Annotated in this window: 20 protein-coding genes and 1 tRNA gene; 7 read left to right on the top strand and 14 right to left on the bottom strand. The window is 59.6% G+C overall.

Translation table 11 applies throughout. The features are described 5' to 3' along the window. Nucleotides 1–235 precede the first annotated feature (235 nt). From ACI3K0_RS24385 to ACI3K0_RS24400, 4 genes are all read left to right on the top strand, one after another. A complete protein-coding gene (locus ACI3K0_RS24385) occupies nucleotides 236–913 on the top strand; it encodes an alpha/beta hydrolase (protein ID WP_183821696.1) in 678 nt (225 codons plus the stop codon). Between the two features lie 153 nt (nucleotides 914–1,066). Continuing rightward, nucleotides 1,067–1,429, top strand: coding sequence for a hypothetical protein (locus ACI3K0_RS24390; protein WP_183821697.1), 363 nt, complete (start codon nucleotides 1,067–1,069; stop codon nucleotides 1,427–1,429). A 79-nt stretch (nucleotides 1,430–1,508) separates the two neighbouring features. Beyond that, nucleotides 1,509–4,037, top strand: a complete 2,529-nt coding sequence (gene secD, locus ACI3K0_RS24395) for a protein translocase subunit SecD (protein ID WP_183821698.1) — start codon at nucleotides 1,509–1,511, stop codon at nucleotides 4,035–4,037. 82 nt (nucleotides 4,038–4,119) lie between these two features. Beyond that, complete coding sequence (locus ACI3K0_RS24400; protein WP_183821699.1) at nucleotides 4,120–4,560, top strand: YqaA family protein; 441 nt, start codon at nucleotides 4,120–4,122, stop codon at nucleotides 4,558–4,560. Here the strand turns inward: ACI3K0_RS24400 and ACI3K0_RS24405 are convergent. Beyond that, the gene (locus ACI3K0_RS24405) at nucleotides 4,541–5,185 is read right to left on the bottom strand and encodes a class I SAM-dependent methyltransferase (protein WP_148148445.1); all 645 of its coding nucleotides are present in this window, start codon (nucleotides 5,183–5,185) and stop codon (nucleotides 4,541–4,543) included. The genes ACI3K0_RS24400 and ACI3K0_RS24405 overlap by 20 nt on opposite strands. 197 nt (nucleotides 5,186–5,382) lie before the next feature. Between ACI3K0_RS24405 and ACI3K0_RS24410 the strand changes: the two genes are divergently transcribed. After that, nucleotides 5,383–6,750, top strand: a complete 1,368-nt coding sequence (locus ACI3K0_RS24410) for an APC family permease (protein ID WP_404946398.1) — start codon at nucleotides 5,383–5,385, stop codon at nucleotides 6,748–6,750. 6 nt (nucleotides 6,751–6,756) lie between these two features. Here the strand turns inward: ACI3K0_RS24410 and ACI3K0_RS24415 are convergent, their stop codons facing one another. Beyond that, the gene (locus ACI3K0_RS24415; protein ID WP_183822430.1) at nucleotides 6,757–7,371 is read right to left on the bottom strand and encodes an HAD-IA family hydrolase; all 615 of its coding nucleotides are present in this window, start codon (nucleotides 7,369–7,371) and stop codon (nucleotides 6,757–6,759) included. A gap of 201 nt (nucleotides 7,372–7,572) precedes the next feature. Between ACI3K0_RS24415 and ACI3K0_RS24420 the strand changes: the two genes are divergently transcribed. Continuing rightward, a complete protein-coding gene (locus ACI3K0_RS24420) occupies nucleotides 7,573–8,343 on the top strand; it encodes an SDR family NAD(P)-dependent oxidoreductase (protein ID WP_183821701.1) in 771 nt (256 codons plus the stop codon). Nucleotides 8,344–8,397: 54 nt separating this feature from the next. Here the strand turns inward: ACI3K0_RS24420 and ACI3K0_RS24425 are convergent, their stop codons facing one another. The 3 genes from ACI3K0_RS24425 to ACI3K0_RS24435 all read right to left on the bottom strand — a co-directional run bounded on the left by ACI3K0_RS24425 (nucleotide 8,398) and on the right by ACI3K0_RS24435 (nucleotide 13,756). Then, complete coding sequence (locus ACI3K0_RS24425) at nucleotides 8,398–11,580, bottom strand: efflux RND transporter permease subunit (protein WP_183821702.1); 3,183 nt, start codon at nucleotides 11,578–11,580, stop codon at nucleotides 8,398–8,400. A gap of 119 nt (nucleotides 11,581–11,699) precedes the next feature. Then, entirely contained in the window at nucleotides 11,700–12,884 is a 1,185-nt protein-coding gene (locus ACI3K0_RS24430; protein WP_206825478.1) for an efflux RND transporter periplasmic adaptor subunit, read from the bottom strand. Nucleotides 12,885–12,958: 74 nt separating this feature from the next. Further along, nucleotides 12,959–13,756, bottom strand: coding sequence for an alpha/beta hydrolase fold domain-containing protein (locus ACI3K0_RS24435; protein ID WP_148148450.1), 798 nt, complete (start codon nucleotides 13,754–13,756; stop codon nucleotides 12,959–12,961). Nucleotides 13,757–13,894: 138 nt separating this feature from the next. On the opposite strand from ACI3K0_RS24435, the gene ACI3K0_RS24440 reads away from it, so the two are divergent. Beyond that, nucleotides 13,895–14,830 (top strand): LysR family transcriptional regulator, encoded by a 936-nt coding sequence (locus ACI3K0_RS24440; protein WP_183821704.1) that lies wholly within the window; start codon nucleotides 13,895–13,897, stop codon nucleotides 14,828–14,830. Between the two features lie 20 nt (nucleotides 14,831–14,850). Here ACI3K0_RS24440 and ACI3K0_RS24445 read toward each other — a convergent pair whose 3' ends face one another. The 9 genes from ACI3K0_RS24445 to ACI3K0_RS24485 form a co-directional block, all read right to left on the bottom strand. Then, nucleotides 14,851–15,570, bottom strand: a complete 720-nt coding sequence (locus ACI3K0_RS24445) for a BA14K family protein (RefSeq protein ID WP_404946399.1) — start codon at nucleotides 15,568–15,570, stop codon at nucleotides 14,851–14,853. A 122-nt stretch (nucleotides 15,571–15,692) separates the two neighbouring features. Beyond that, a tRNA-Lys gene (locus tag ACI3K0_RS24450) sits at nucleotides 15,693–15,768 on the bottom strand. 167 nt (nucleotides 15,769–15,935) lie between these two features. Then, the gene (locus ACI3K0_RS24455) at nucleotides 15,936–16,853 is read right to left on the bottom strand and encodes a PhzF family phenazine biosynthesis protein (protein WP_183821706.1); all 918 of its coding nucleotides are present in this window, start codon (nucleotides 16,851–16,853) and stop codon (nucleotides 15,936–15,938) included. Nucleotides 16,854–16,919: 66 nt separating this feature from the next. Then, complete coding sequence (locus tag ACI3K0_RS24460) at nucleotides 16,920–17,678, bottom strand: NUDIX hydrolase (RefSeq protein WP_183821707.1); 759 nt, start codon at nucleotides 17,676–17,678, stop codon at nucleotides 16,920–16,922. Then, nucleotides 17,675–18,784 carry an endonuclease/exonuclease/phosphatase family protein gene (locus ACI3K0_RS24465; RefSeq protein ID WP_183821708.1) on the bottom strand — a complete coding sequence of 370 codons (1,110 nt, stop codon included), beginning with the start codon at nucleotides 18,782–18,784 and terminating at the stop codon, nucleotides 17,675–17,677. The genes ACI3K0_RS24460 and ACI3K0_RS24465 overlap by 4 nt, the downstream gene beginning before the upstream one ends. 50 nt (nucleotides 18,785–18,834) lie before the next feature. Beyond that, entirely contained in the window at nucleotides 18,835–19,863 is a 1,029-nt protein-coding gene (locus tag ACI3K0_RS24470; protein ID WP_183821709.1) for an ABC transporter ATP-binding protein, read from the bottom strand. Beyond that, nucleotides 19,851–21,545, bottom strand: coding sequence for an ABC transporter permease (locus ACI3K0_RS24475; protein WP_404946400.1), 1,695 nt, complete (start codon nucleotides 21,543–21,545; stop codon nucleotides 19,851–19,853). Before ACI3K0_RS24475 ends, ACI3K0_RS24470 begins: the two co-directional genes overlap by 13 nt. An 11-nt stretch (nucleotides 21,546–21,556) precedes the next feature. After that, nucleotides 21,557–22,537 carry an ABC transporter substrate-binding protein gene (locus ACI3K0_RS24480; protein WP_404946401.1) on the bottom strand — a complete coding sequence of 327 codons (981 nt, stop codon included), beginning with the start codon at nucleotides 22,535–22,537 and terminating at the stop codon, nucleotides 21,557–21,559. 145 nt (nucleotides 22,538–22,682) lie between these two features. After that, complete coding sequence (locus tag ACI3K0_RS24485) at nucleotides 22,683–23,927, bottom strand: PLP-dependent aminotransferase family protein (RefSeq protein ID WP_183821711.1); 1,245 nt, start codon at nucleotides 23,925–23,927, stop codon at nucleotides 22,683–22,685. Nucleotides 23,928–24,029 lie beyond the last annotated feature (102 nt).

Below are 24,029 nucleotides of genomic sequence, written 5' to 3' on the forward strand. Positions count from 1 at the left end.
CTAGCCGCACTTCCTCGTCGTTCAATAGAATTGACCCCCACGCGGCGCGCGGAATCCTCATTTTAGTTGAAATCTCAACTGCGCTTGCCTTATGAGACTTCGCAACAGGCATTGCTGTCGCATGCCTAAGTTTCGAATGGTTCTAAACTGAGTTTTAGAAAAGCTGAGCGCCTTCGTCAAGTCAAACTCGACGGCAAGCGCAAGTTGGAACCAAAAACGATTGACCGGAGTACCGATGCCCGAAGTGATTTTCAACGGCCCTGCCGGCCGCCTGGAAGGACGTTACCAGCCCTCCAAGGAAAAGAGTGCGCCGATCGCGATCATCCTGCATCCGCACCCCCAGTTCGGTGGCACGATGAACAATCAGATCGTCTACCAGCTCTTCTACATGTTCCAGAAGCGTGGCTTTACCACGCTGCGCTTCAATTTCCGCTCGATCGGCCGCAGCCAAGGCGAATTCGACCACGGCGCTGGCGAATTGTCGGATGCTGCATCGGCGCTCGACTGGGTGCAGAGCCTGCATCCTGACTCGAAGAGCTGTTGGGTCGCCGGTTATTCCTTCGGCGCCTGGATCGGCATGCAGCTTCTGATGCGCCGCCCGGAAATCGAAGGTTTCATGTCGATCGCGCCACAGCCGAACATCTACGATTTCTCGTTCCTCGCCCCCTGCCCGTCGTCCGGCCTCATCATCAATGGTGATTCGGACAAGGTTGCGCCGGAAAAGGACGTCAACGGCCTCGTCGAGAAGCTGAAGACCCAGAAGGGTATTCTGATTACCCACAAGATCGTTGAAGGTGCCAATCACTTCTTCAACGGTCAGGTCGATACGTTGATGGGCGAATGCGAGGATTACCTCGATCGCCGCCTTGTCGGCGAACTGGTGCCGGAACCGGCCGCCAAGCGTATTCGCTGAATGCATAGGGCCTCCTAGGAGGCCCTTTTGTTGACCGAAAAGCCCCCTTCCTTTAGAAGGCGGCCTCGCTCGGAAATAATTCCGAATCTCTAATATCCGGAGCAGGTGCGGATGGCGGTATTCCCGCTGCGAAATCGGAAAAAGGGTGGACGCGTGCAAGCCGATCTTGCGCGCCTGCCGGTTCTCGCTGCCGCATTCCTGATTGCTCTCTTCGGTCTACTTGCCGGATCTCCGCGTAATGCCGAGATTGCCACATCGGCAAGGCCGGTGGATGACCGCTCTGACCGTTCTCCGGTACTGACCAAGCGCGACCCCTTGCGTGCCGTCTCGATTGCAGAGCGCAAGGATGGTGCAGGTGCGCATGCCTCCAATAACGAAGGCCTTCCCGCCCCACAATTTGTCGCGCTTCCGGCCGTAAACTACGCTACCGCCCGCGCATCGGGTCACAACAATGCTGTGATTGCCGGTGATGATTGGCCGAGCGCCCTGCCCCGCGCACCGCCGGTATCGACCTGATCGGGACATTCGCCTCACGGCATGAAATTTGACGGCCATGCCGACCGCTGATCGGTCCGGGCCAAACAGGATCTAGACAATGAGAAACTCTCCGTGGTTGGTGGGAAGCTATGCTCTCATCATCATCATCGGCATTCTGGTGGCGCTGCCGAATGTCATTCCGCAGTCCACACTGGACCGGATGCCGTCCTGGCTTCCCCATAGCCGCGTATCGCTGGGTCTCGACCTTCGCGGCGGCTCGCATCTCGTTCTGGAAGTCGATCGCGCCGACCTGATCAACGAGCGCATCCAGAGCCTGACGCAGGACACCCGTCGTGTCCTGCGCGACAAGAACATCAACACGTCTGCCATCCGTCGTGCCGGAGATGCTATCCTGGTGACGCTGCGCGATCCCGCCCAGCGCGATCAGGCCGTCACCGAATTGCAGACGCTGTCCAACCCGGTCGGTCTCGGCTCGGTCGGCAGTTCCGACCTCTCGATTACCACGCCGAGCGAAAACTCGATCTCGATCGCTCAGACAGAAGCGGGCATCAATGCCCACATCGCCGGTGCCGTGGAACAGAGCCTTGAAATCATCCGCCAGCGTGTCGACCAGGTTGGCGTTGCCGAACCGACGATCCAGCGCGTCGGCTCCGACCGTGTCCTCGTCCAGCTTCCGGGCGAACAGGATCCGTCGCGCCTTCGCCAGCTTCTCGGCTCGACCGCCAAGATGAGCTTTCACCTGCTCGGAAATCCGGGCGAACCGGGTGTCACCATGCTGTCCGACGAGCGTGGCCAGCAGTATCCTGTTCTCGACCGCGTCGAGCTTTCCGGCGACCGCCTTACCGATGCACGCGCCGCCTTCGAACAGCAGACCCAGCAGCCGATCGTCACCTTCCGCTTCGACAGTGCCGGTGCAACCCGCTTTGCCCAGATCACCCAGCAGAATGTCGGGCGTCCCTTCGCCATCGTTCTAGACAACAAGGTTCTTAGCGCCCCGACCATCCAGACGCCGATCACCGGCGGTTCCGGCCAGATTTCCGGCAGCTTCTCGCCTCAGGAAACCACCACGCTTGCAGCGCTCTTGCGCGCCGGCTCTCTTCCCGCCAAGCTGACCGTCATCGAAGAACGCACCGTTGGTGCCGACCTTGGTGCCGACGCCATTGAGATGGGTATCTATACCGGTCTCATCGGCTTCGCACTCGTCGTTGGCTTCATGCTGTTCCTGTACGGCTGGTGGGGCCTTCTCGCCAACACGGCGCTTCTCATCAACGTTATCCTGACCTTCGCAGGCCTGACGCTGATCGGATCAACCCTGACGCTGCCCGGCATCGCCGGTGTTGTGCTGGGTATCGGTCTGGCTGTTGATGCCAACGTTCTGATAAACGAGCGCATCAAGGAAGAAACCCGCAAGGGCAAGAGTGCCTTCGCAGCGATCGACGCCGGCTTTGCCCGTGCCTATTCGACTATTGTCGACTCCAACGTCACCAGCCTGATTGCGACCGTGCTTCTGTTCTGGTTCGGCTCCGGCCCGGTTCGCGGCTTTGCCGTCACCATGGGTCTCGGCATCATGATCTCAATGTTCACCGCCGTTTCGGTCGTGCGTGTCGCCATGGTCGCCATTACCGCCCGCCGCAAGCTGAAGAGGATCGAAATCAAGCCGCTTCTGCCGATCAACCTTGTGCCGGATGGTACCAAGATCCGCTTCATGCGTGGCCGCTATATCGGCATCGGCGTCTCGATCGTGCTTTCGATCGCCTCGGTCTTCCTGTTCTTCAAGCCAGGCCTGAATTACGGCGTCGACTTCCGCGGCGGTATCCAGATGGAAGTGACCACACAGGACACTGCAGATCTGGCCGCGTTCCGTTCCGGTCTCAGCGAGCTCGGCTTCGGGGAAGTCGGCCTGCAGGAGTTCGGTGCACACAACCGCGTTCTCGTGCGTGTCGAGCGCCAGGAAGGCGGGGAAGAGGCGCAGACGGTTGCCGTCGAGAAACTCAAAGCGGAAGTCGTCAAGATCGATCCGACCGCCAAGGTAGAACGGACCGAAGTCGTCGGCCCGAAGGTTTCGGGTGAGCTTGCCGTTGCCGGCTTCCTGTCGCTCTTCCTCGCTTCGATCGCGATGATGATCTATATCTGGGTGCGCTTCGAATGGCCGTTCGCGGTCGGCGCGATCGTCACCCTGATCCTCGACATCACAAAAACCGTCGGATTCTTCGCGATCACCGGGCTGGACTTTAACCTGACCGCTATCGCCGCAGTGTTGACGCTTGTCGGTTATTCGGTCAACGACAAGGTCGTCGTCTATGACCGCATGCGTGAAAACATGCGTATCTACAAGAAGATGCCGTTGCGCGACCTGATCGACCTGTCGATCAACGAAACGCTGGCACGAAGCCTCTACACCTCCGCCACGGCCTTCCTCTGCATGTTGCCGATGGCAATCTGGGGCGGCAGCGCCGTGTCGAGCTTCGCCATCCCGATGGTCTTCGGCATCGCGGTCGCAGCTCTTTCGTCGGTCTTCATCGCGGCCCCGATCCTGCTCTTCCTCGGCGACTGGCGCACCCGTCACCGGGCACAGAAGCCTGCAGAAGAGGTTACGGAAGACACGAAGGGCATCAGCAAGGCCTGATCCCGTCATCAATAGACAGACGAAGGGGCGGATCGAATTCCGCCCCTTTTGCTATCCACGCTCGCCTGGAGTGATTGATTTCATGGTTATGGAGCTTGCCGCCTATGCGGGGCTTTTCTTTTCGGCACTCATCGCAGCGACGATCCTGCCCATGCAATCGGAGGCTATCCTTGTCGGCCTGCTGCTGACCGGTGAGCATTCCACCGTGGCTCTTTTGCTCACGGCCTCGATCGGCAATACGCTTGGCGGCGCAGTCAATTGGCTTCTGGGGCGCGGCATCGAGCGTTTCAGGGGGCGGCGCTGGTTTCCAGTCAAAACACCACAATTGGAGAAGGCGCAGCGCTGGTATCGGCGCTACGGAAAATGGTCGCTTCTGTTCAGCTGGCTGCCGATCGGCGGTGATGCGCTGACAGTCGTGGCCGGGATTCTGCGCGAACCCCTTCCCACGTTCCTGCTGCTGGTGTTCATCGGCAAGGCAGCCCGTTACGCGGTTCTGGCCTGGGTCACTCTGCGCTGGGTGTGAAGTCGAAGGGTCGGCGCCGGGAAATGCGATAGACCGCAGCCGGTGGAATGTTGCGCACGGTGCCGCCGACACGCACCGCCTTCAGACCCAGCCTATCGAGGATGCGCCGCGGCACCGGGCAACGTGGGCCATAAGTAAATTGATAGAGTGATGCACCCGGCCTCAGATAGGCAAATACACCGGCCAGGATCGCCGTCTGCTTGCGCGGCGACATCGAAAGAAGCGGCAGTCCGCTGACCGCAGCGCCTACACTCGGCTCCTCGAAAAGATGGGCCTTGCGCAATCTCGACGCATCCATCTGCAGGACCCGCGCCTTCGGAAAACGATGCTTCAGCCGCGGCAGGAATTCATCGCCATATTCGATCAGCGTCAGGTTATCCTCGGCCACGCCGCGCGCTAGAAGCGAGCGGGTAAATACACCCGTCCCCGGTCCAAGCTCGATCACCGCCCCGGCAGAGCCGTCGATTTCCTGCGTAATCAGCCTGGCGAGCGTTTCGCCCGATGCGGCAACCGCTCCCACTCGCAGGGGATTACTCGCCCATGAGCGAAGAAAATGCAGGATGTCCGACAACTGCGCCTCGCCGAACCCTGGCTCTGCTGCGATGACATCCGAAGCGTCTGCCATGGCGTCGCTTCGGCAGTGAGATCGAAACCAACGCATCGACAACATCTCCGTTTGGGGCTTGCGCGTCTGAAGGTGGTGAGTCCACCGGACAAGCGCAATGACCATCGCAAATTGTTGCGAAATGATGGCGGAGGGAACAATGCTTGGGCTGCCGCCATTAATGCGTTCAAAATCGATGCATGTGGAGGAGCCCGCCGATGAAAAATACAATCGAGCCGATCGGGGACGATGAGGAACGTGGAGAACTGAAACGGGTCATGGGTCCCGGACTGCTGCTTCTGTTCATCGTCGGGGATGTGCTCGGGACCGGCATTTACGCGCTGACCGGACAGGTGGCGGCAGAAGTCGGTGGTGTCGTCTGGCTGCCGTTTCTGATCGCCTTTGTCGTCGCGCTCCTGACCGCCTGCAGTTATCTCGAACTGGTCACCAAATATCCGAAGGCAGCCGGTGCGGCGCTCTACACCCACAAGGCTTTCGGCATTCATTTCGTGACCTTTCTCGTCGCCTTCGCCGTCATGTCGTCCGGGATCACTTCAGCCGCCACCGCATCACGCGCATTTGCCGCCAACTTCTCGACTTCTCTCGGGCTGGACGTCGGCGCCTTCGGCGTACCGCTGATCGCGGTCGGCTTCATCGCACTCGTTGCGGCGATCAATTTTCGCGGCGTCGGCGAAAGCGTGAAATTGAACGTGCTCCTGACCGTCGTCGAATTGACCGGACTGGTGTTGATCATCGGCATCGGCCTCTGGGCTATAGCCGGTGGACAGGGTGACGTGTCACGCGCATGGACGTTTGAAGCACCTGAAGGTGGAGGAACTTTCTGGCCGGTCGTTGCGGCCACCACGCTTGCCTTTTTCGCCATGGTCGGTTTTGAGGACTCGGTGAACATGGCCGAGGAATGCAAGAAACCCAGCAAGATCTTTCCCAAGGTTCTCCTGGGCGGCCTCGCGATCACCGGCACCATCTACGTATTGGTGGCAATCTCGGCCATCACGCTGGTGCCGGCTGCAGAACTGGGTGAAGGTGAGACGCCACTACTGAAGGTCATCCAGGCCGGCGCGCCCACCTTTCCTGTGGGTGTCTTCGCCGTGATCACCATGTTTGCCGTCGCAAATTCGGCGCTGATAAACATGATGATGGCTAGCCGCCTCCTTTACGGCATGAGCCGCGAAGGCGTTTTGCCCGCTTCGCTGGGCAAGGTTCATTCGGCGCGCCGCACCCCATACATCGCGATCATCTTCACATCGCTGCTAGCGGTGGCGCTGATCCTGTTTGCAGGCGGCGTGAAGGAGCTGGGCGGCACGACGGCGCTGTTGCTGCTCTGCGTTTTTGCAATCGTCAATGTCGCCGTACTGATGCTCAGGAAGGACAAGGTAAGCCACAAGCACTTTCGCACGCCGACCATTCTGCCGGTGCTAGGTGCCTTGACCTGTGCCTTCTTCGCCGGCCCCTGGACAGGCCGCGATCCGATCCAGTACGTGATCGCTGGCTGCCTTCTCGTCCTAGGCACTGTGCTCTGGCTGGCCACGGTGCAGTTCATGCGCACCGCCAGCCAGTCGGCATAGTCAGGATTACCTGCCCCGGAATGACAGACGGCCGTCGCCCGCAACATTTGGGGCGACGGCGCTGTAGTCGGTTATCCGGTACTGCCCGCCTTCGACCGGGTGGCTGTGGGTGGCCGTAATCACCATGACTTCCGCCCCGGCCGCTTCACCTGCCTGGATGCCTGCCGGAACATCTTCGAATACGAGAACGTCGCTCGGGTTGACCCCGAGGCGTTCAGCACCGAGACGATAGCCCTGCGGATTGGGCTTGCCGATGGTGACGTCTTCCGCCGTGACGAGATATTTCGGCACCGGGATACCCGCAGCCGCGAGCCTTGCCTTGGCCAGTTCCAGCGGCGACGATGTGACGATCGCCCAGCACTCGACCGGCAACTGCTTCAGGAATTCGGCAGCGCCGCCAAGCGCAACAACGCCTTCGACGTCATCGATCTCTCCCTGCAGGATCTTTTCCGCCTCGACGATCGGATCGACGCCGGGCAGGTTCAGATCGGTGATCGTGTCGATGCCACGACGGCCGTGCATGGTCGGCAGGAATTTCTCCACATCAAGGCCCATTCCTTCCGCCCATTTGCCCCAAACACGCTCTGCGGCCGCAGTAGACGTCAGGATCGTTCCATCCATATCGAAGAGGAAGGCGGCATAATCGCGCGACGGCAGGACGGACTTGGTGGAAGCAGCAGAAGACAAGGGAATTCCTCTCGAAATGAGTGGTAGATGGCGGGATCTCCATGACTATCCCGCCAGTGACGCAGGCGCAAATAATCCCGTGATTTTTTAGCATCCTGGCGTAAGTTTGCCGCGGGACATCAAAGGGAGGATCATTTGACATACCCATCCGTAAGCCATGCCGATCTCAGTGGACGTGGCGTCTTGATTACCGGCGGCGGCTCGGGGATCGGCGCAGCACTGGTCGAAGGTTTCGTCAAACAGGGCGCCAGGGTCGCGTTCATCGATATCGCCGAGAAACCTAGCCGGGAGCTGGTCGAGGGACTGGCAAAAGACGCGGACCACAAACCGGTATTTGTCCGAGCAGACCTTTCCAACGTGGACGAGTCTCAAGCCGCCGTCCGCGAAGCTGCCCAGCACCTGGGCTCGCTTTCCGTTCTGGTCAACAATGCGGGCTGGGACGACCGGCATGAAATGGCGGAAGTTACCGAGGACTATTGGGACAAGAGCCAGGCGATCAACCTGAAGCAGATGTTCTTCGTTTCGCAGGCGGCCGTTCCGTTCATCAAAGAGGCGGGCGGTGGGGCGATCGTCAATTTCTCGTCGATCTCCTATCTGCTCAATACCGGCCGCATGCCGGCCTATACGACGGCCAAGGCCGGCATTATCGGGCTGACCAAGAGCCTTGCCGGAAAGCTTGGTCCAGACAATATCCGGGTAAATGCGATCCTTCCCGGCATGATCATTACCGAAAGACAGAAGCGCCTGTGGCTGACGGATGAAAGCATCGCCGCAATGATCGACCGGCAATGCCTGAAGCGAACGCTCGACGGAACCGACCTTGTCGGCCCTTGCCTGTTCCTCGCCTCAGACGCCTCCGCCGCCATGACCTCGCAGACGCTGGTCATCGACGGCGGAACGCTTTGATCAAAATAAAAATGCCGCGCGGACGGAGAGAGATGTCCGCGCGGCCCGTGCAGCCTACTCTGCCGGGGAGAGAGTAGGCGCAACCTCGGTGCCGTGGCTCCGCAGCGGACGGTTGCCCGTCAGAAGCCGCGCCAGGATGTAGAAGACCGGTGTCATGAAGATGCCGAAGAAGGTGACGCCGATCATGCCGGAGAAGACGGCAACACCCATGGCGGCACGCATTTCCGCACCCGCACCGGTCGAGATGACCAACGGCACCACGCCCATGATGAACGCCATCGACGTCATCAGGATCGGGCGAAGACGCAGTCGGCTCGCTTCCACCGCGGCCTCCAAGGGTTTCCTTCCGGCAAGTTCAAGTTCGCGGGCGAACTCCACGATCAGGATCGCGTTTTTCGCCGATAGCCCCACCAACACCACTAATCCTATCTGGGTGAAGATGTTGTTGTCGCCACCGGTCAGCCATACGCCGGTCAACGCTGCAAGCACGCCCATCGGTACGATCATGATGATCGCGATCGGCAATGTCAGGCTCTCATACTGGGCAGCCAGCACGAGATAGACGAGCAGCAGGGCGAGCGGGAAGACGATGATGCTCGAATTGCCGGCGAGGATCTGCTGGTAGGTCAGGTCTGTCCATTCGAAGTCGATACCCGAGGGCAGCGTTTCGGCGAGGATCTTGGTGATCGCAGCCTCCGCCTGCCCCGACGAATAACCCGGTGCCGGAGCGCCGTTGATATCCGACGACAGGAAGCCGTTGTAGCGCGTCGTCCGTTCCGGACCTGCCGATGCATCGACCTTCAGCAATGCCGAGAGCGGGATCATCTCGCCCGACTGCGAACGGACCTTCAGCTGACCGATATCCTCGGCCTTGGCGCGGTATTGCGCATCGGCCTGGACGCGGACGCTGTAGGTGCGGCCGAAGGCGTTGAAGTCGTTCACATAGAGCGAACCGAGATAGATCTGCAGCGTCTCGAACACATCCGTGACGGAGACACCGAGCTGTTCGGCACGGGCACGATCAAGATCGGCATAAAGCTGTGGCACGTTGATCTGGAAGCTCGAGAACACGCCCGTCAGTTCCGGAGCCTGATAGGCCTTGGCCATGACGGCCTTGGTTGCCTCGTCGAGAGCCTCGTAACCGTAGCCGGCCCGATCCTCGATCTGCAGCTTGAAGCCGCCTGTCGTGCCGAGGCCGTTGACCGGCGGCGGCGGGAACATGGCGATGAACGCATCCTGGATACCGGCGTATTTCTGGTTCAGCGCCATCGCAATGGCACCGCCTGAAAGATCCGGCGTGGTGCGCTTGTCGAAATCGTCAAGCACGGCGAACACGATGCCCGAGTTGGAGCCGATGGTGAAACCGTTGATTGACAGGCCCGGGAAGGCGATCGCATGTTCGACGCCCGGCTGCTCCATGGCGATATCGCTCATCCGCTTGATCACGTCTTCCGTCCGGTCGAGCGTTGCGCCATCGGGTAGCTGTGCGAAGCCGATCAGATACTGCTTGTCCTGCGCCGGCACGAAACCGCCCGGCACGGCACTGAACATGCCGTAGGTCGCACCGACCAGCGCCAGATAGATCACCATCACGATGCTCTTGCGCGACAGAAGTCCGCCGACCGAGCGGCCGTAGCCGTTTGCCGCCTTACCGAAACCTCGGTTGAAGCCACGGAAGAACCAGCCAAAGATCTTGTCCATGCCGCGCGTCAACCAATCTTTCGGCGCATGGTGATCCTTCAAAAGAAGAGCCGCCAGAGCCGGAGACAAGGTCAGCGAGTTGATCGCGGAAATGACAGTCGAGATGGCGATCGTCAGGGCAAACTGGCGATAGAACTGGCCCGACAGACCGGTGATGAAGGCAAGCGGAACGAAGACCGCGACCAGAACCAGCGCGATCGCGATGATCGGACCGGACACTTCGCTCATAGCCTTGTATGTCGCCTCCCGGGGACTTAGGCCGTTCTCGATATTTCGCTCGACATTTTCGACCACGACGATCGCGTCGTCGACGACGATGCCGATCGCCAGCACAAGCCCGAACAGGGTGAGCGCATTGATCGAGAAGCCGAAGGCATACATGACCGCAAACGTGCCGATGACCGAGACCGGAACCGCGATCAGCGGAATGATCGAGGCGCGCCATGTCTGCAGGAAGATGATGACGACGAGAACGACCAGCGCGATCGCTTCGAGAAGCGTATCGAGAACCTTTTCGATCGACGAACGCACGAACTTGGTCGTGTCGTAGACGATCTCGTATTTCACGCCTTCCGGCATCGCCTTCTGCAATTCGTCCATGGTGGAACGAACCTGGTCGGCGATTTCAATCGCGTTGGAGCCCGGCGCCTGGAGAACCGGGATTGCAACGGCCGGCTGGCCGTCGAGAAGCGACCGCAGCGAATAATCGGCAGCGCCGAGTTCGATACGGGCAACATCGCGCAGACGGGTGATCTCGCCGTTGGAACCGGTCTTGACGATGATATTGCCGAATTGTTCCGGCGTCGTAAGGCGGCCCTGGGCATTGACGTTCAGCTGCAGGTCTACACCCGGAACCGTCGGCGAGGCGCCGATTGTGCCGGCGGCTGCCTGCACGTTCTGTCCACGGATTGCATCGGTAATGTCGCTGGCCGCCAGCGAAAGCGCTGCGGCCTTCTGCGGATCGATCCAGATGCGCATCGAATAGTCACCGGCACCAAAAATCTGCACCTGGCCGACGCCTTCGATACGGGCCAGACGATCCTTGATGTTGAGCGTCGCATAGTTGCGCAGATAGGTCAGGTCATAACGGTCGGTATCTGAGACCAGATTGACCACCATGATGAAGTCCGGCGAGCTTTTCACCGTCGTGATGCCGAGCGCACGCACTTCCGTCGGCAGGCGAGGTTCCGCCTGGCTGACGCGGTTTTGTACCAGCTGCTGCGCCTTGTCGGGGTCGGTGCCGAGCTTGAAGGTGACGGTCAGCGTCATGACGCCGTCGGACGTCGCCTGGCTGGACATGTAAAGCATGTCCTCGACGCCGTTGATCTGCTCTTCGAGCGGCGTTGCGACGGTTTCGGCTATGACCTTCGGGTTTGCACCCGGATAGGTCGCCTTCACGACCACAGATGGCGGCACGACATTCGGATATTCCGAGATCGGCAACGATCGCAGTCCCAGCAGGCCGGCAACCACGATGAGAATGGACAGGACCCCGGCAAACACCGGTCGGTCGATAAAGAAGCGGGATATGTTCATCTTGAAAGCCCTCTCTCCTGGGCGATGGTCAGGGCGCAAATGGCCCCTGCGCCCGCAGCACGCTGCCGCGGGCGATCGATAGGTTCAGGTTCGGAAAGGCCGGTCAGCCGGCCCGTTGGTTACTTCGAGGCGAGTTTCGCTTCGTCCTGCGGGTCGACCGTTGCGCCGGGGCGCACGCGCTGCAATCCGTTGACGATGATGCGGTCGCCGGCATTCAGGCCCTTTTCGACGATGCGCATGCCGTCGATTGCCTCACCCAATTCGACCGGGCGGTAGGCGACGGTATTCTTGCCGTCGACGACGAGCACAAACTTCTTGTCCTGATCGTTGCCGAGCGCCCGTTCACTGACGAGAACGCGGTTCATCGGCTCAGGCTCCCCCATGCGCACCCGCACGAACTGACCGGGGATCAGCCTGCCGCCCGGATTGCCAAACACCGCCCTCACCCGGATCGTGCCGGTACCGGCCGCCACCTGGTTATCGATGAGCTGCAGATGCCCCTTGATGGCTTCTGAGCCGGGAGCCAGCGTTACGATTTCCACCGGAACCTGATCGATTGCCGGCTGGCCATCTGCGAGCGGCAGTTCGGCGAGAGTGCGGGTCACCAGCTGCTCGTCGGCATCGAAGCTCGCATAGATCGGATCGGCGGAAACCAGCGTCGTCAGCGGCGCCGACGCAGAACCGCCCGCAACCAGATTGCCAACCGTTACCTCAATCTTGCCGACACGTCCGGCAATCGGTGCCTTGATTTCGGTGTAACCGAGATTGAGTTCGGCGACACGAAGCGCGGCCTTGGCCGACTGGAGATTGGCCTTGGCTTCGCGTTGCGTGCTCTGCCGCTGCGCCAGATCGCTCTGCGAGATCGTGTTGCGCGAAAGAAGCGTATTGCCCCGTTCAAGTTCGGTTTCGGCATAGGCGAGCTTTGCTTCAGCCGAGGCAACGGAGCCTTCCGCTTCAGCGACTGCCGCCATATAAGGCTCGGGATCGAGGGTCACCAAGAGGTCACCAGCCTTGACCAGCCCGCCTTCACGGAAATGGACGGACTTGACCTCGCCGGCTACGCGCGGACGAACGTCAACGCGATCGACGGCTTCCAGACGGCCGGAAAATTCCTGCCACGTGCCGACCTTGCGGGGCTGCACGGTGGCGACAGTAACCGGAATGGCGGCAGGTGCCACAGCCTCTGCAGGCGAAGCAGCATTGGCGCCGTTCGGCATGTCGAAATAGAAGGCTGCGCCTGCAATAAGCACAGAGGTCGTCAGGCCGGCGCCCAACAGGGCCCAGCGGGGTGTCTTCGATGTCATTGTGAACTCCTTCAGCCTTGGGAAGGGCTGTTATCGTTTCCTGGAACTAGAAATATGGGCAGAAACTGCTGACCTCAGCTCGTCAACTGACGAACGAAGGTCGAAAACTCCGTGCAGAGCCCGGCTAACCAGGCTCCGCCAACGCCGTGATACAGGCCCGTCCAGCCACTGCCGGCGGGCAATACACGCTTGGTGACACTCACCCCTGCCCCGGAAAGCTTGTCGGCATAACCGAGTGCTTCGTCGCGCAAAGGATCGTCGTCAGATGTCATGACCAGCGCCGGCGCGACACCCGATAACCGCGAACACAGACAGGGCGCGGCGTAAGGGTGCTGCATCGAGCAGGCGGAACCGAGATAATGGCTCCATCCGTCCGACCAGCGTTCACGCATGCCGATCTCGTCGGCACCGCGGATCGAGGCCGATGTCATCATCGGGTCGATCATGGGGGAGAGCAGAACCTGCCCGGTAAGCCGGCCCGGCATCTGGTCCCTTGCCTTCAACGCGGCTCCTGCGGCAACATTGCCACCGGCCTCGTCTCCGGCAATCAGCAGGGGCGACTTGCCCTTGCCATAATCATTCAGCTTCTTGCTGAGGCCATAGAGCGCCAAAAACGCGCATTCCATCGCCTTCGGGAATACATTGCCAGAAACTCTCCCGTAGTCGGCTTCGACCACGACCGCGCCGGCGTCTTCAAGAGCGCTGATCACTGGCCGCGGAGCGTTTTCGTCTACTGGCGTCTGAAATGCATCACCCTTCAGGTAGAGCACGACCGGCGGCTTGCCGCCCTGCACATTGCCCTTGTGAATGCGCACGGGGATAGCGGCCTTCCAAGGCCCATCAATCTCCAATGTTTCCCAGCGCAGCGACATAGCGTTTCTTCCGTTTTAGCCACAGGTCTTGCGGCGAATTCGTATTCAGATATTATTGTTCGGGATCGCAAGCGCAATACGCCTCGATCGGCAACACTTTTCCAAATTCATGGATAATCGCGTCGCAAGGAGAATTCCATGGACCAGCTATCGGCAATGCGTGTTTTCGTAAGGGTCGTCGAGACCGGCAATTTCACCCGTGCGGCGACGACGCTCAACATCCCGAAAACCACCGTCACCAACATGGTGCAGGCACTTGAGGCGCATCTGCAGACCACTCTGCTCAACCGCACGACGCGGCGCGTCATGGTGACGACGGACGGCGCCCTCTATTACGAGCGGGCGATCCAGATCCTCGCCGATATAGCCGAGCTCGATGGTAGTCTCTCGACCTCTCAGACACAGCCCAGCGGCCGTGTTCGCCTGGAGATGGCAGGCGCCTTTGCCGACCTCCTGATCATCCCGCACTTGTGCGATTTTCATGAACGATATCCGCTGATTAAGCTCGACATCGGCGTGGGTGACCGGCTGGTGGATTACATTGCAGAAAACGTCGATTGCGCGCTTCGCGGAGGCACCCCGACGGACCAGTCGCTGATTGTTCGAAAGGTCGGAGAAATCGGCATGCAAGCCTATGCCGCTCCGCTCTATCTGGAAAAAATGGGCGAGCCGGCGCATCCGACAGACCTCAATAACGGTCACCGCTGTGTCGGATATCTGCAGGCGCCGTCCGGAAAAATCATGCAGATGAGTTTCACGCGCGGCGACGAGGAAATCGAGATCGATCCGAACTACATCGTCTCCGTCAACGACGCCCGCTCCTATCTGGATGCGGCAATCGCCGGTGTCGGTGTCGCCCAGGTGCCGCGCTTCATGGCCCAGAAGGCTTTGCAGGAGGGCAAGCTTGTGCCGATCCTGTCGGATTGGGTCTGTGAGAGTTTCCCGCTCTACATCGTTTATCCCCAGACACGCCATCTCAGCAACAAAGTGCGTGTCGTCGTCGATTGGCTTGCCAAGCGCGTACAGACCTTGAAGGTCGAGGAAAACCGCATGCTCATGCGTGAGGCAAGCTGACGGACAGCCTGCTTTGCGGGTTAGCCGTAGGGAGACGTGCAGGCCCGGCGTGGACCACCGTCGAAAGGCTGGTAGCTATTGTCTTCACTTCGATAGGAGCGGTAGCGCTCGTGGCACCATGCCTCGTGCGTGCCGATAGGCATCGACCTCACGTCTGCGGTCTGCTGCTCCTGTGATGCCATGACGACAGACGACGCTACAGCAATATTCCTCGCCGGCTCACGCCCACCGTCAGCGAACAAGTCCGTTGCCGGCTGGACGGAAGCGGTGTCCATGGCCGGCGACACGCATTCCCTCCGTGGACCGCCGCCATAGGGTTGATAACTGTTATCCTCGACCTGATAGGATCGGTAACGAGCAAGACACCAATCCACATGCCCGGCATCAAGCTGCGCAGTACCCGTCGCGGCGCTATCGACCGGCTGGGCAGCCTCGGCAACATTTTCGGCGATGTCCGGTGTCTTCGAACCCCGCTCCTCGCTACGGGCAAAGGAAGCGGTTTCCACGTCTCCATCGGTCGGCGCGACGTAGGCAGCCACCTGAACGCCTTCGATGCGCTCGTAGCCCTGTTTGGCCGGATCGACGGAAGTCGGCCTGGACGTCCACAAGTCGGGCGTTTCCATGTGGGCGAAATGATACGGCTCATAGTCTCGGGTGGCATATGCCACGACAACAAGGCCTGCGACGAACAGAAACACCGCACATACGATTGTGGAGACAAGAGTAAAAATCGCGCGCACGCCTAGCAGCCCATAAAGATTGGAATTGCCGGTAAAATGCGCGGAAAGCCAAAGAAGTTCCGACCGCCGAAAACTTTGTTTTCAGCGATAAACTATTGTCATATATTTGTTTTAAGAAGATATGGTGGGTGATGTAGGGCTCGAACCTACGACCCGCTGATTAAGAGTCAGCTGCTCTACCAACTGAGCTAATCACCCGTAACCAACCGCTTCAGTGGCCTGCGCCGTTGGTGTGAGTGGCCGTATAAAGAGCTTCTTTTGGCTTGTCTAGCGGCCAAAATGATTTTCTTTGTGCAACTGCTCAAAAAAATCACCGCTCTCGATGGAAAGCCTTATTTCGTGGGACTTCCCGCCCTGATTATTTTTCAGATGTGCAGCATGCCTTCCGCTATCTTCACCGCATGCCCTCCAATACGTGCCTTCGCGATCTCACCACCCTTGGAATCGATATGCAGATGGATGAAGGACGTGCGACCGATTTCCAAGCCTTGTTCCACGATGATCGGATGATGTCCCTCCGGCAAAGCATCGAATTGCTGGATCGCACCCGCCAGTGCGGCAACCGCAGCACCAGTCGCAGGATCCTCCCAGATCCGCATATCTGGCGAAAACATCCGTGCGTGAAATTTCGCCTGATGATGCACGCCGCCCCTGCAATAAACATAGGCTGAAGCGAGCGCACCATCGACGAATGGGGCCACCCGCTCCCACAGGGTCGATTCAAATTCGAGATTCTGCACCGTTGCGAGATTGCGCAGCGGCACGAGCAGAAACGGAACCCCGGCAGTCCAAATCGACAGAGTATGGTTCTCAAACGCCATGTCAGTGGTTTTGACCGTAATCGAATCCGCGATACCTTCCCGATCCAGCGGGATGTCTATCCTTACCGGGCGGCGTGGAAGCTCGAACTCGGCGAAGGTCGCCTCCCCCGTCCGCATCCTGATCGCACAGCGAACCGGGCCGACCTTTTCTTCAATCACGGACATAAGATCAAGCTCCGTCACCCCCGGCTCGTGGTCTCGCTCCGCAAGTGCGATGGCCGCACCGACCGTTGGGTGTCCCGCAAAGGGTAATTCTTTTCCCGGCGTAAAAATGCGAATCTGGGCCGAATGCCCGTTCGATTCCGCGGGCCACAGAAAGACCGTTTCCGACAGGTTTATCTCGCGTGCGATCGCCTGCATGGCGTCGTCCGAAAGTCCTTCCGTATCGAATATGACCGCAAGCGGATTGCCGGAAAGTCTCCGATCGGTGAAAACATCGTAGATGGCATAATGTCTTGCCACGACTCCCCTCCCTTTCAAGACAGGGCCGCACCCTGCCCGAGCGCGCTTAAGGAAGCAAGCGACAGGCTAGCGGCCTATGCCGGAGAAAAAACAGTCCAAAATTGGTAACATCAGCGGATTATAGTTGTGGGCAATGGGATCTGCAGATCGGATGATGACGACGCCGTCGATCTCCTGCTCCTTGTCATGCGGCATATGCGCCTCAATCCGGGCCTTAATTTCGGACGATGTCACCGGAAAGCGATAAAGCCTGAAAACCACGATGCGGTTATCCTTGTGGCTGGCGTAAAAATGCTGATCTGCCTCTGCTTCAGAGAGAGCGAGCCCCGTTTCCTCACGCACTTCTCTCGCCATATTGCCCGCAACATCGAGCTTTCCATCGACGATGTCGCTGAGGTCGAGCGAGCCGGCTGCGCAATAGACTTGCCCCGGATTGGCCGTGCGATCGCTCATACGGATGGCAATGATCGCGCCGTCGGACGAGACGATCACCGCAAAGCCGAACAGATGCAGAGCCCCTTCGGGATCAGGCCGCTTGCGCCACCACAGAAGCGTCGAATAGGGAATGACATGAGCTACCCCTCTAATGACGCCCTGATCGTAGGTCAGATGCCGCTGAAGGACCATCTGGCCGTTGAAGAGATGCGGATTGGCGTTGATTTCCCTCTCCCAATTCGCCTCGATTTCAGCCTGATGCACTACGTAGAGGGGATGCGGATCGTCTACCACCGAAAGATCGAAGGCATCGACGCGCACAGGACTTGTAGATGGCGGCCAGATACCTGCAGGCCTGCCAGCTAATCCGGGAGCGAATGGGGTTATCATGGGAGGTTTATCTCCACGACCACAGGGCAATGGTCGGATGCCTTGGGTCTGTCCCAGCCAATACGCGGATAGCGCTCCACCTCCTGCCCCGGCGGAAAAATCGTGCGAAACGGTTGGCCGTTGCGAATGACATCCGGCACTGCAGCCGGATTATGTTCCGCAAGTGCCGGAGAGAGCCAGAGGTAGTCAAGTTGGCAGAGATGCTGTTCTTCTGGCCCGCGCGCATGATAAAGCGTCCATCGATCCATCACGCCGCGCCGGGTCATGACATTGTGGGCAAAGTCGTCGTGACTGAAAACGTCAAGTGCACTCATCTCCTCCGTCACAGGCTCGAACCGATAGCCGGTGCGGCGGGTGCCGATCACCTTCACCCGCTCCTGATAATCATTCATGTCGCCGCAGATAGCGAAATTCATTCGACCGGTATTCTCCGTACCGAATCTTTTCTCGATGATGTGTCGCACGGCCTTCGCTTCTGCGATCCGGAGCGCCATCGTACCGATACGTCCGTCCTTGTTATCGCGTGCATTACTCATCGATTTGAAATGCACGACGTAGAGTGACAAGCGCTTGTCCCCGATTTTGAGATCCAGCTCCAGGCAGTCGCGTTTGAAGATCTTGTCGGTCGGTCGGCTGGTCAGCGCTAGTTCGTCGTTAAACAGATCGAGATCCTGATAGGTCAGCATCGCGTGGCTGCGGACATCGAGTACTTCTATTTTCTGGCCGCTTCGCGTCTCGTCGCGCATCAGGACCGCGACATCGATGCCGCGCCCATCATTACCCTCAACCAGAAACTTCTGCAGATAGCCATTGCCGACCATGCGGTAGAGATAGCCGTATTCGAAAGCCTGCAATGCCGGTATATTGTCGACTTCCTGCAGGCACAGGATATCGGCATCCGCATCGGCAATGGCGAGCGCCGAAAGCTGGCGAGTATCATCCGTCTCGGCGATCAGCCGGGCCTGCTCAAGTTGCTCGTATTCCTGTTTGCTGCCCACTTCGAACAGTCGCAGAACCCTGTCCTGGCGCAACTGATTGCGCCAGCCGGAGAAATCGAAACGGGTCATGAGGTTTTCGATATTGAAGGTACCGAGGCGAAGAGACATGCAAACTTCCCTATTGCGACCGGCACATTAGCGGCTCGACAGTTAGCTGGCTACAGCCTCCAGGCCGAGCGGATGATGATCGCCACCATGTCGCCGACCTTGACCGGCTGGCGGCTGAACGCGCGCAGAACCTGCTCGTCGCCGAGTGCCAGTTTCAGCGCGTAACGCTCGCCCTCGAACAGCACGGATGTTACACGCGCAGACACGCCTTCGCCGGCGATCTCCACATCCTGCGGCCGGATGAGGATATCGGCACAATCGGCGCCATGTGAGCGGCTGAGCAGTTGCTGCAAGACATCCCAGTCCAGCTGACGGTTCTCGACCGAGGCTGCCGGCCATGCGACGATCGCCCCCTGCCCGACCAGTCCGCCAACCAGCCGGCCTTCCGGCCGCGCATAGATTTCCTGCGGGCTTGCCACCTGCAGAAGCCGGCCTTCCGACATCACCGCGACATCCGTCGCCAGCGCCATGGCTTCCGCCTGGTCATGCGTGACATAAATCATCGTCGCGCCGGACCGTTGATGAAACTCGCGGAACGTCTCTTCCATTTCCTGCCGCAGATGCCGATCGAGATTGGCGAGCGGCTCGTCGAGCAGAACCACATCAGGATCCGTCACAAGGCATCGCGCCAGCGCAACACGCTGTCGCTGGCCACCGGAGAGATCAGCGGGGCGGCGATCCGCATAGGCTTCGAGCCTAACCGCCGCGAGCGCCTCTCGGATTTTGGTCGAGCGTCTCTCGCCGGTGACACCGCGAACCTTGAGCGGATAGCCGACATTGTCGGCAACGCTCATATGCGGCCACAGCGCGTAGGACTGGAACACCATCGCCATGTTGCGATGTTCCGGCGCCACCATCTCGCCGGCATCCGCCAGCACCCGGTCACCAAGCAGGATCGAGCCGTCGGTCGGCTGCTCGAAGCCGGCGATCATTCTGAGCACCGTCGTCTTGCCGCAGCCGGAGGGACCCAGCAATGCGAGAAAACCACCATCGCGAACTTCCAGCGATACATCGTTCACGGCTGGACGGCCGCCGGTTTCGAATGCCTTGGACAGGCGGTTTAGGATCAGCTTCGCCACGGTACCACACCTTTCGGCAGTCTCTTCGCCATCAGTTCCAGCACCAGCATCATCGCGATCACCATGATGACCACGAGGACGGAAAGCGCTGCAGCGAGATTGAAGCTGCCGCTGTCATCGAGATTGTAAATCGCCACGCCGAGCGTCTGCGTGCCGGCCGACCAGAGGATGGCCGAGACGGTGAGCTCGTTGCAGGCAATGAGAAAGACGAGAATGACGGATGCGCCCGCCGCAGGCGCCACCAGCGGCACGACGATATCCGTAAGCCGCCGTCCGAACCCTGCGCCGGAAAGGCGTGCGGCCTCCTCCAGCGACGGATCCAGTTGCCGGAACGCGCTCACCACCGGTTTCAGGCTCACAGCGAAGAAGCTGGAGAAATAGGCAACGAGAATGATCCAGATCGTCCCGTAGATGGAAATGCCGATGATCGGGATCGGAGCCGCAAAGACAAGGATCAGCGCCACCGCGAGCACGATGCCCGGCAGAGCGTAGGGAATTTCGGCAAGTGCCGAAAGCACCGGAGCCAAGCGGCTTTTCGAACGCACGAGATAATACCCCGTCAGCACAGTCACCACCAGGAGACCAAGCGCCGTCGCAAGCGATAGCGAGACGGAATTGGTGAACGCCGTTCGGGTAATAGACTGCTTGAACAGGACCTCGCGATAGGCATCCAGCGTTGCGGTCGCAGGGGTCAACGGCACGCCATAGGCGGGCGCCAGAGAACTTGCGATCAGTGCCGTCAGCGGCATGAGGAGGGTGATGAAAATCGCCAGCCACAGCACCAGTTCGCCGATCAGACGCCAGTTTCCAAGCCGGAACATCGCCACCTGCCCTGAGAGCCCGATGACGCGATAGTCGCGCCCGCGCAAAACCCTTTCCTCGACCGTTAGGCCGATGACCGAAAGGATCGCGATAAGACCGGAAAGCAGCGAGACGTCGGCAAAGGTGTTCGTGCCGAAAGCGGCGAATTTCGAATAGATCAGCGTCGGTAGCGTGTAGATCGAGGCCGGAATGCCGAGAATGGCCGGAATGCCGAAATTGCCGACGCAGGAAACGAAAGCGATCGCTGCACCGGCGACGAAACCGGGCAGTGACAAGGGCAGAATGATATCCTTCAGCACCTGCCAGGACGATGCACCGGACAGCCGTGCGGCCTCGACGCCATCACGCGGCAGGGCCAGAAGACCGGCGCGCAGCGACAGGAAAACGAGTGGTGCATTCTGCACGCCATAAAGCAGCGCAATACCGCCGATAGAATAAAGCGGCTGCGGGCTCCCCAGCGGCGGCGCCATGCCGACCGCCTTCAAAAGCGCGCTCGACGGTCCGGTCATGCCGATCCAGGACAGAGCCGTCACCTGCGGCGGGATCATCGTCGGCAGCATGAACAGGAAACCCAGAGCCGTCTTGCCGCGCACGTCAAACAGTGTCAGCAGCAGCGCAAACCCGCCGCCGAGGATGACGGCCGCGATCATGCCGAGGATTGAGGTGGTGAGCGTGTCATAAACCGCCTGCCAGACGACAGGATCGGAAAGAAGCGCACGCGCACCGCCATTGAAAAGCGATGAAAAGCCGGTCGCGGCAAGCCGTCCGAGCGGCAGGACGCTCAGGAAGAAGATCACCACTACGACAAAGGAAAACAGCCAGCGGGGCTGGCTGTTTCCTCGATTCTGAGATCGGAACATGAGGCCTTATATCAGCCCTTGGTGCCGAAAATATCGGAGAACGTCTTCACGTCCTTTTCCGAGTTCTTCAGCGCGTCCGCGGCGTTGAGCGGCAGAACCTTGATCTTGTCGCGTGCCGGGTAGCCAGCCGGCAGGTCGATACCGTTGCGAGCCGGGATGTAGCCGAGGCCGGCTGCGATCTTCTGACCGTTTTCCGAGAGAAGATAGTCGATGAACTTCTTGGCATTGTCCTGATGTTTGGTCGACGACAGGATCGCAGCCGGTTCGGTGACGGCCGAAACGCCTTCCTTCGGGAAAACGAACTCGACCGGGGCGCCCTTTGCCTTTTCGCGGATCGGCATGTAGTCGACGACGACACCATAGGCCTTTTCGCCGGAGGCGACAGCCTTCAGCACGCCACCGTTACCACCAGCGGCAACCGCACCATTGTCCTTCAGCTGCTTGTAATAGTCCCAGCCGAGACCATCGACGGCTGCCAGCGTCTGGGCGTGGATGAGGGCGGCGCCCGAAGCAACCGGACTCGACATGGTGACGAGACCCTTGGCTTCCGGCTTGGCAAGATCAGCCCAGCTCGTCGGCTTCATCGCAGCTTGGGTGTTGTACATGATGCCGGTGGTGATCAGCTTGGTCGAGTAGTAGTAACCGTCGGCATCATAGAGCGAAGCGTCGAAATTCTTGGCTTCCGGCGACTTGTAGGCCAAGAGCTGGCCGGCGGCCTTCATGCGCTCGAACGTCACCGTGTCGGCGATCAGCAGAATGTCGGCGACCGGGTTGCCGGCAGCGATCTCGGCGTTGAGCTTTGCCATGATCTGCGGAGTTCCGTCACGCACCCACTCGACATCGACGCCCGGATTGGCGGCCTTGAAGCCGTCGATGGTTGCCTGCGCATCGGCATTCGGCTGGCTGGTATAGACCACCAGGTCGGCAGCGTTGACAACGCCGGCGAGACCGAGCGCGACAAGCGCCGTGAAAGAGGAAAGGAGCTTTTTCATGGGAGAGTTCCTGTTTGAGTTGACGCGCTTAAACACACATTCAACGACACTCATGTGACAGGCTTCGGCCTAAGGCTGAGTTCCGACGAAAAAAGGGCGGATCGCCTGTGGATCCGCCCTTTCCATACGAATTCGTGAGCAGCGATCAGATGATCGGCAGGCTTTCGTGTTCACTTACCGATGCGTGGGCGACCAGACGTCCAAGGCGTTTGATACCCTCGTCGATCATCTCGTTGTTGGCGCAGGAGAACGATACGCGCAGCGTGTTGGCATTGCTGCCATCCGCATAAAACGCCTTGCCCGGCACGAAGGCGACCTTTTCTGTCGCCAGTGACTTGGCGAGCAGTTCGGCCCCGTCCATGCCCTCCGGCAGCGTAATCCAGACGAACATACCGCCTTCCGGCTTCGTCCATGTCGTACCTTTCGGCATGTATTTTTCAAGCGCCGCCAGCATCGCATCACGGCGGCCGCTATAAACGCGCTTGATCTTGGCAACCTGTTCGGCAAAGCCCCGCGAAGCGACATGTTCGACGGCGATCTGGTTGATCGTCGAGGAATGCAGGTCGGCCGCCTGTTTCATCAGCACCAACTTGCGGATGACAGGCATCGCGGCAATGACGAAGCCGACGCGCAGGCCCGGAGCCAGCGTCTTGGAAAAACTGCTGCTATAGATCGTGCGCGTGTTCTCGATGCCGCCCTTGCGCGCGATATCCAGAGACAGGATCGGCGGGACTGCCTCGCCGTCGAAGCGCAGGTTTTGATAGGCCGCATCCTCGAGGATCGCGATATCCAACTCGTCGGCCAGCGCCAGTAGTTTTTCACGGCCCGCGCGGTCGATCGTCTCACCGGTCGGATTGGAGAAGTCGGCCGATAAATAGGCGAACTTGACCGAACCGCCCAGCTTGGATGCCGTATCGCGATAGGCATCCGGCGTGCGGTTGCCGTTCAGCGACAGCTGATCGTAATTCGGCTCATAGGCGTTGAACGCAGACAGCGCACCCAGATAGGTCGGCCAGGTGACCAGGGCCGTATCCTTCGGCGACAGAAAGAGCTTGCCGAGATAGTCGAGCGCCTGCTGCGAACCGGAGGTAATGAAAACGTTATCGGCGGAACAGTCGATGCCGATCTTGGCGACGTCCTCGACGATCCAGTCGCGCAGCGGCTTGTAACCCTCACTGACGGAATATTGCAGCGCAGAGTTTACCTGTGTGCTGGAAAAGATATCGGCGTAAGCTGCCTTGAACTCTTCCGCCGGGAACAGAGCCGGATCAGGAATGCCGCCTGCAAACGAGATGATATCGGGCTGTTCGAGCAGTTTCAGCAGTTCGCGGATTTCCGACGCCTTCATCCGGCTGGAACGCGTAGCGAAGATATGTTCCCAATCAAGCATGGGGATGTTTCCTGTTATTTCAATTTTGTTGCCATGGCTTTACATAAATTCCGACAGGTCAGCAATACTGACCTATCGCCTCCTGCGACATTTTTTGTCTCC

The organism is Rhizobium sp. ZW T2_16 (assembly GCF_044987325.1).
Taxonomy (GTDB): Bacteria; Pseudomonadota; Alphaproteobacteria; order Rhizobiales; family Rhizobiaceae; genus Neorhizobium; species Neorhizobium cellulosilyticum.

Excerpts from the sequence above, each read along its gene's own strand:
- ACI3K0_RS24465 (WP_183821708.1), bottom strand. The coding sequence starts at position 18,784 with ATGTCTCTTCGCCTCGGTACCTTCAATATCGAAAACCTCATGACCCGT.
- ACI3K0_RS24400 (WP_183821699.1), top strand. The coding sequence starts at position 4,120 with ATGGTTATGGAGCTTGCCGCCTATGCGGGGCTTTTCTTTTCGGCACTC.
- ACI3K0_RS24425 (WP_183821702.1), bottom strand. The coding sequence starts at position 11,580 with ATGAACATATCCCGCTTCTTTATCGACCGACCGGTGTTTGCCGGGGTC.
- ACI3K0_RS24430 (WP_206825478.1), bottom strand. The coding sequence starts at position 12,884 with ATGACATCGAAGACACCCCGCTGGGCCCTGTTGGGCGCCGGCCTGACG.
- ACI3K0_RS24435 (WP_148148450.1), bottom strand. The coding sequence starts at position 13,756 with ATGTCGCTGCGCTGGGAAACATTGGAGATTGATGGGCCTTGGAAGGCC.
- ACI3K0_RS24385 (WP_183821696.1), top strand. The coding sequence starts at position 236 with ATGCCCGAAGTGATTTTCAACGGCCCTGCCGGCCGCCTGGAAGGACGT.
- ACI3K0_RS24440 (WP_183821704.1), top strand. The coding sequence starts at position 13,895 with ATGGACCAGCTATCGGCAATGCGTGTTTTCGTAAGGGTCGTCGAGACC.
- ACI3K0_RS24475 (WP_404946400.1), bottom strand. The coding sequence starts at position 21,545 with ATGTTCCGATCTCAGAATCGAGGAAACAGCCAGCCCCGCTGGCTGTTT.
- ACI3K0_RS24410 (WP_404946398.1), top strand. The coding sequence starts at position 5,383 with ATGAAAAATACAATCGAGCCGATCGGGGACGATGAGGAACGTGGAGAA.
- ACI3K0_RS24405 (WP_148148445.1), bottom strand. The coding sequence starts at position 5,185 with ATGGCAGACGCTTCGGATGTCATCGCAGCAGAGCCAGGGTTCGGCGAG.
- ACI3K0_RS24480 (WP_404946401.1), bottom strand. The coding sequence starts at position 22,537 with ATGAAAAAGCTCCTTTCCTCTTTCACGGCGCTTGTCGCGCTCGGTCTC.
- ACI3K0_RS24485 (WP_183821711.1), bottom strand. The coding sequence starts at position 23,927 with ATGCTTGATTGGGAACATATCTTCGCTACGCGTTCCAGCCGGATGAAG.
- ACI3K0_RS24415 (WP_183822430.1), bottom strand. The coding sequence starts at position 7,371 with ATGGATGGAACGATCCTGACGTCTACTGCGGCCGCAGAGCGTGTTTGG.
- secD (WP_183821698.1), top strand. The coding sequence starts at position 1,509 with ATGAGAAACTCTCCGTGGTTGGTGGGAAGCTATGCTCTCATCATCATC.
- ACI3K0_RS24460 (WP_183821707.1), bottom strand. The coding sequence starts at position 17,678 with ATGATAACCCCATTCGCTCCCGGATTAGCTGGCAGGCCTGCAGGTATC.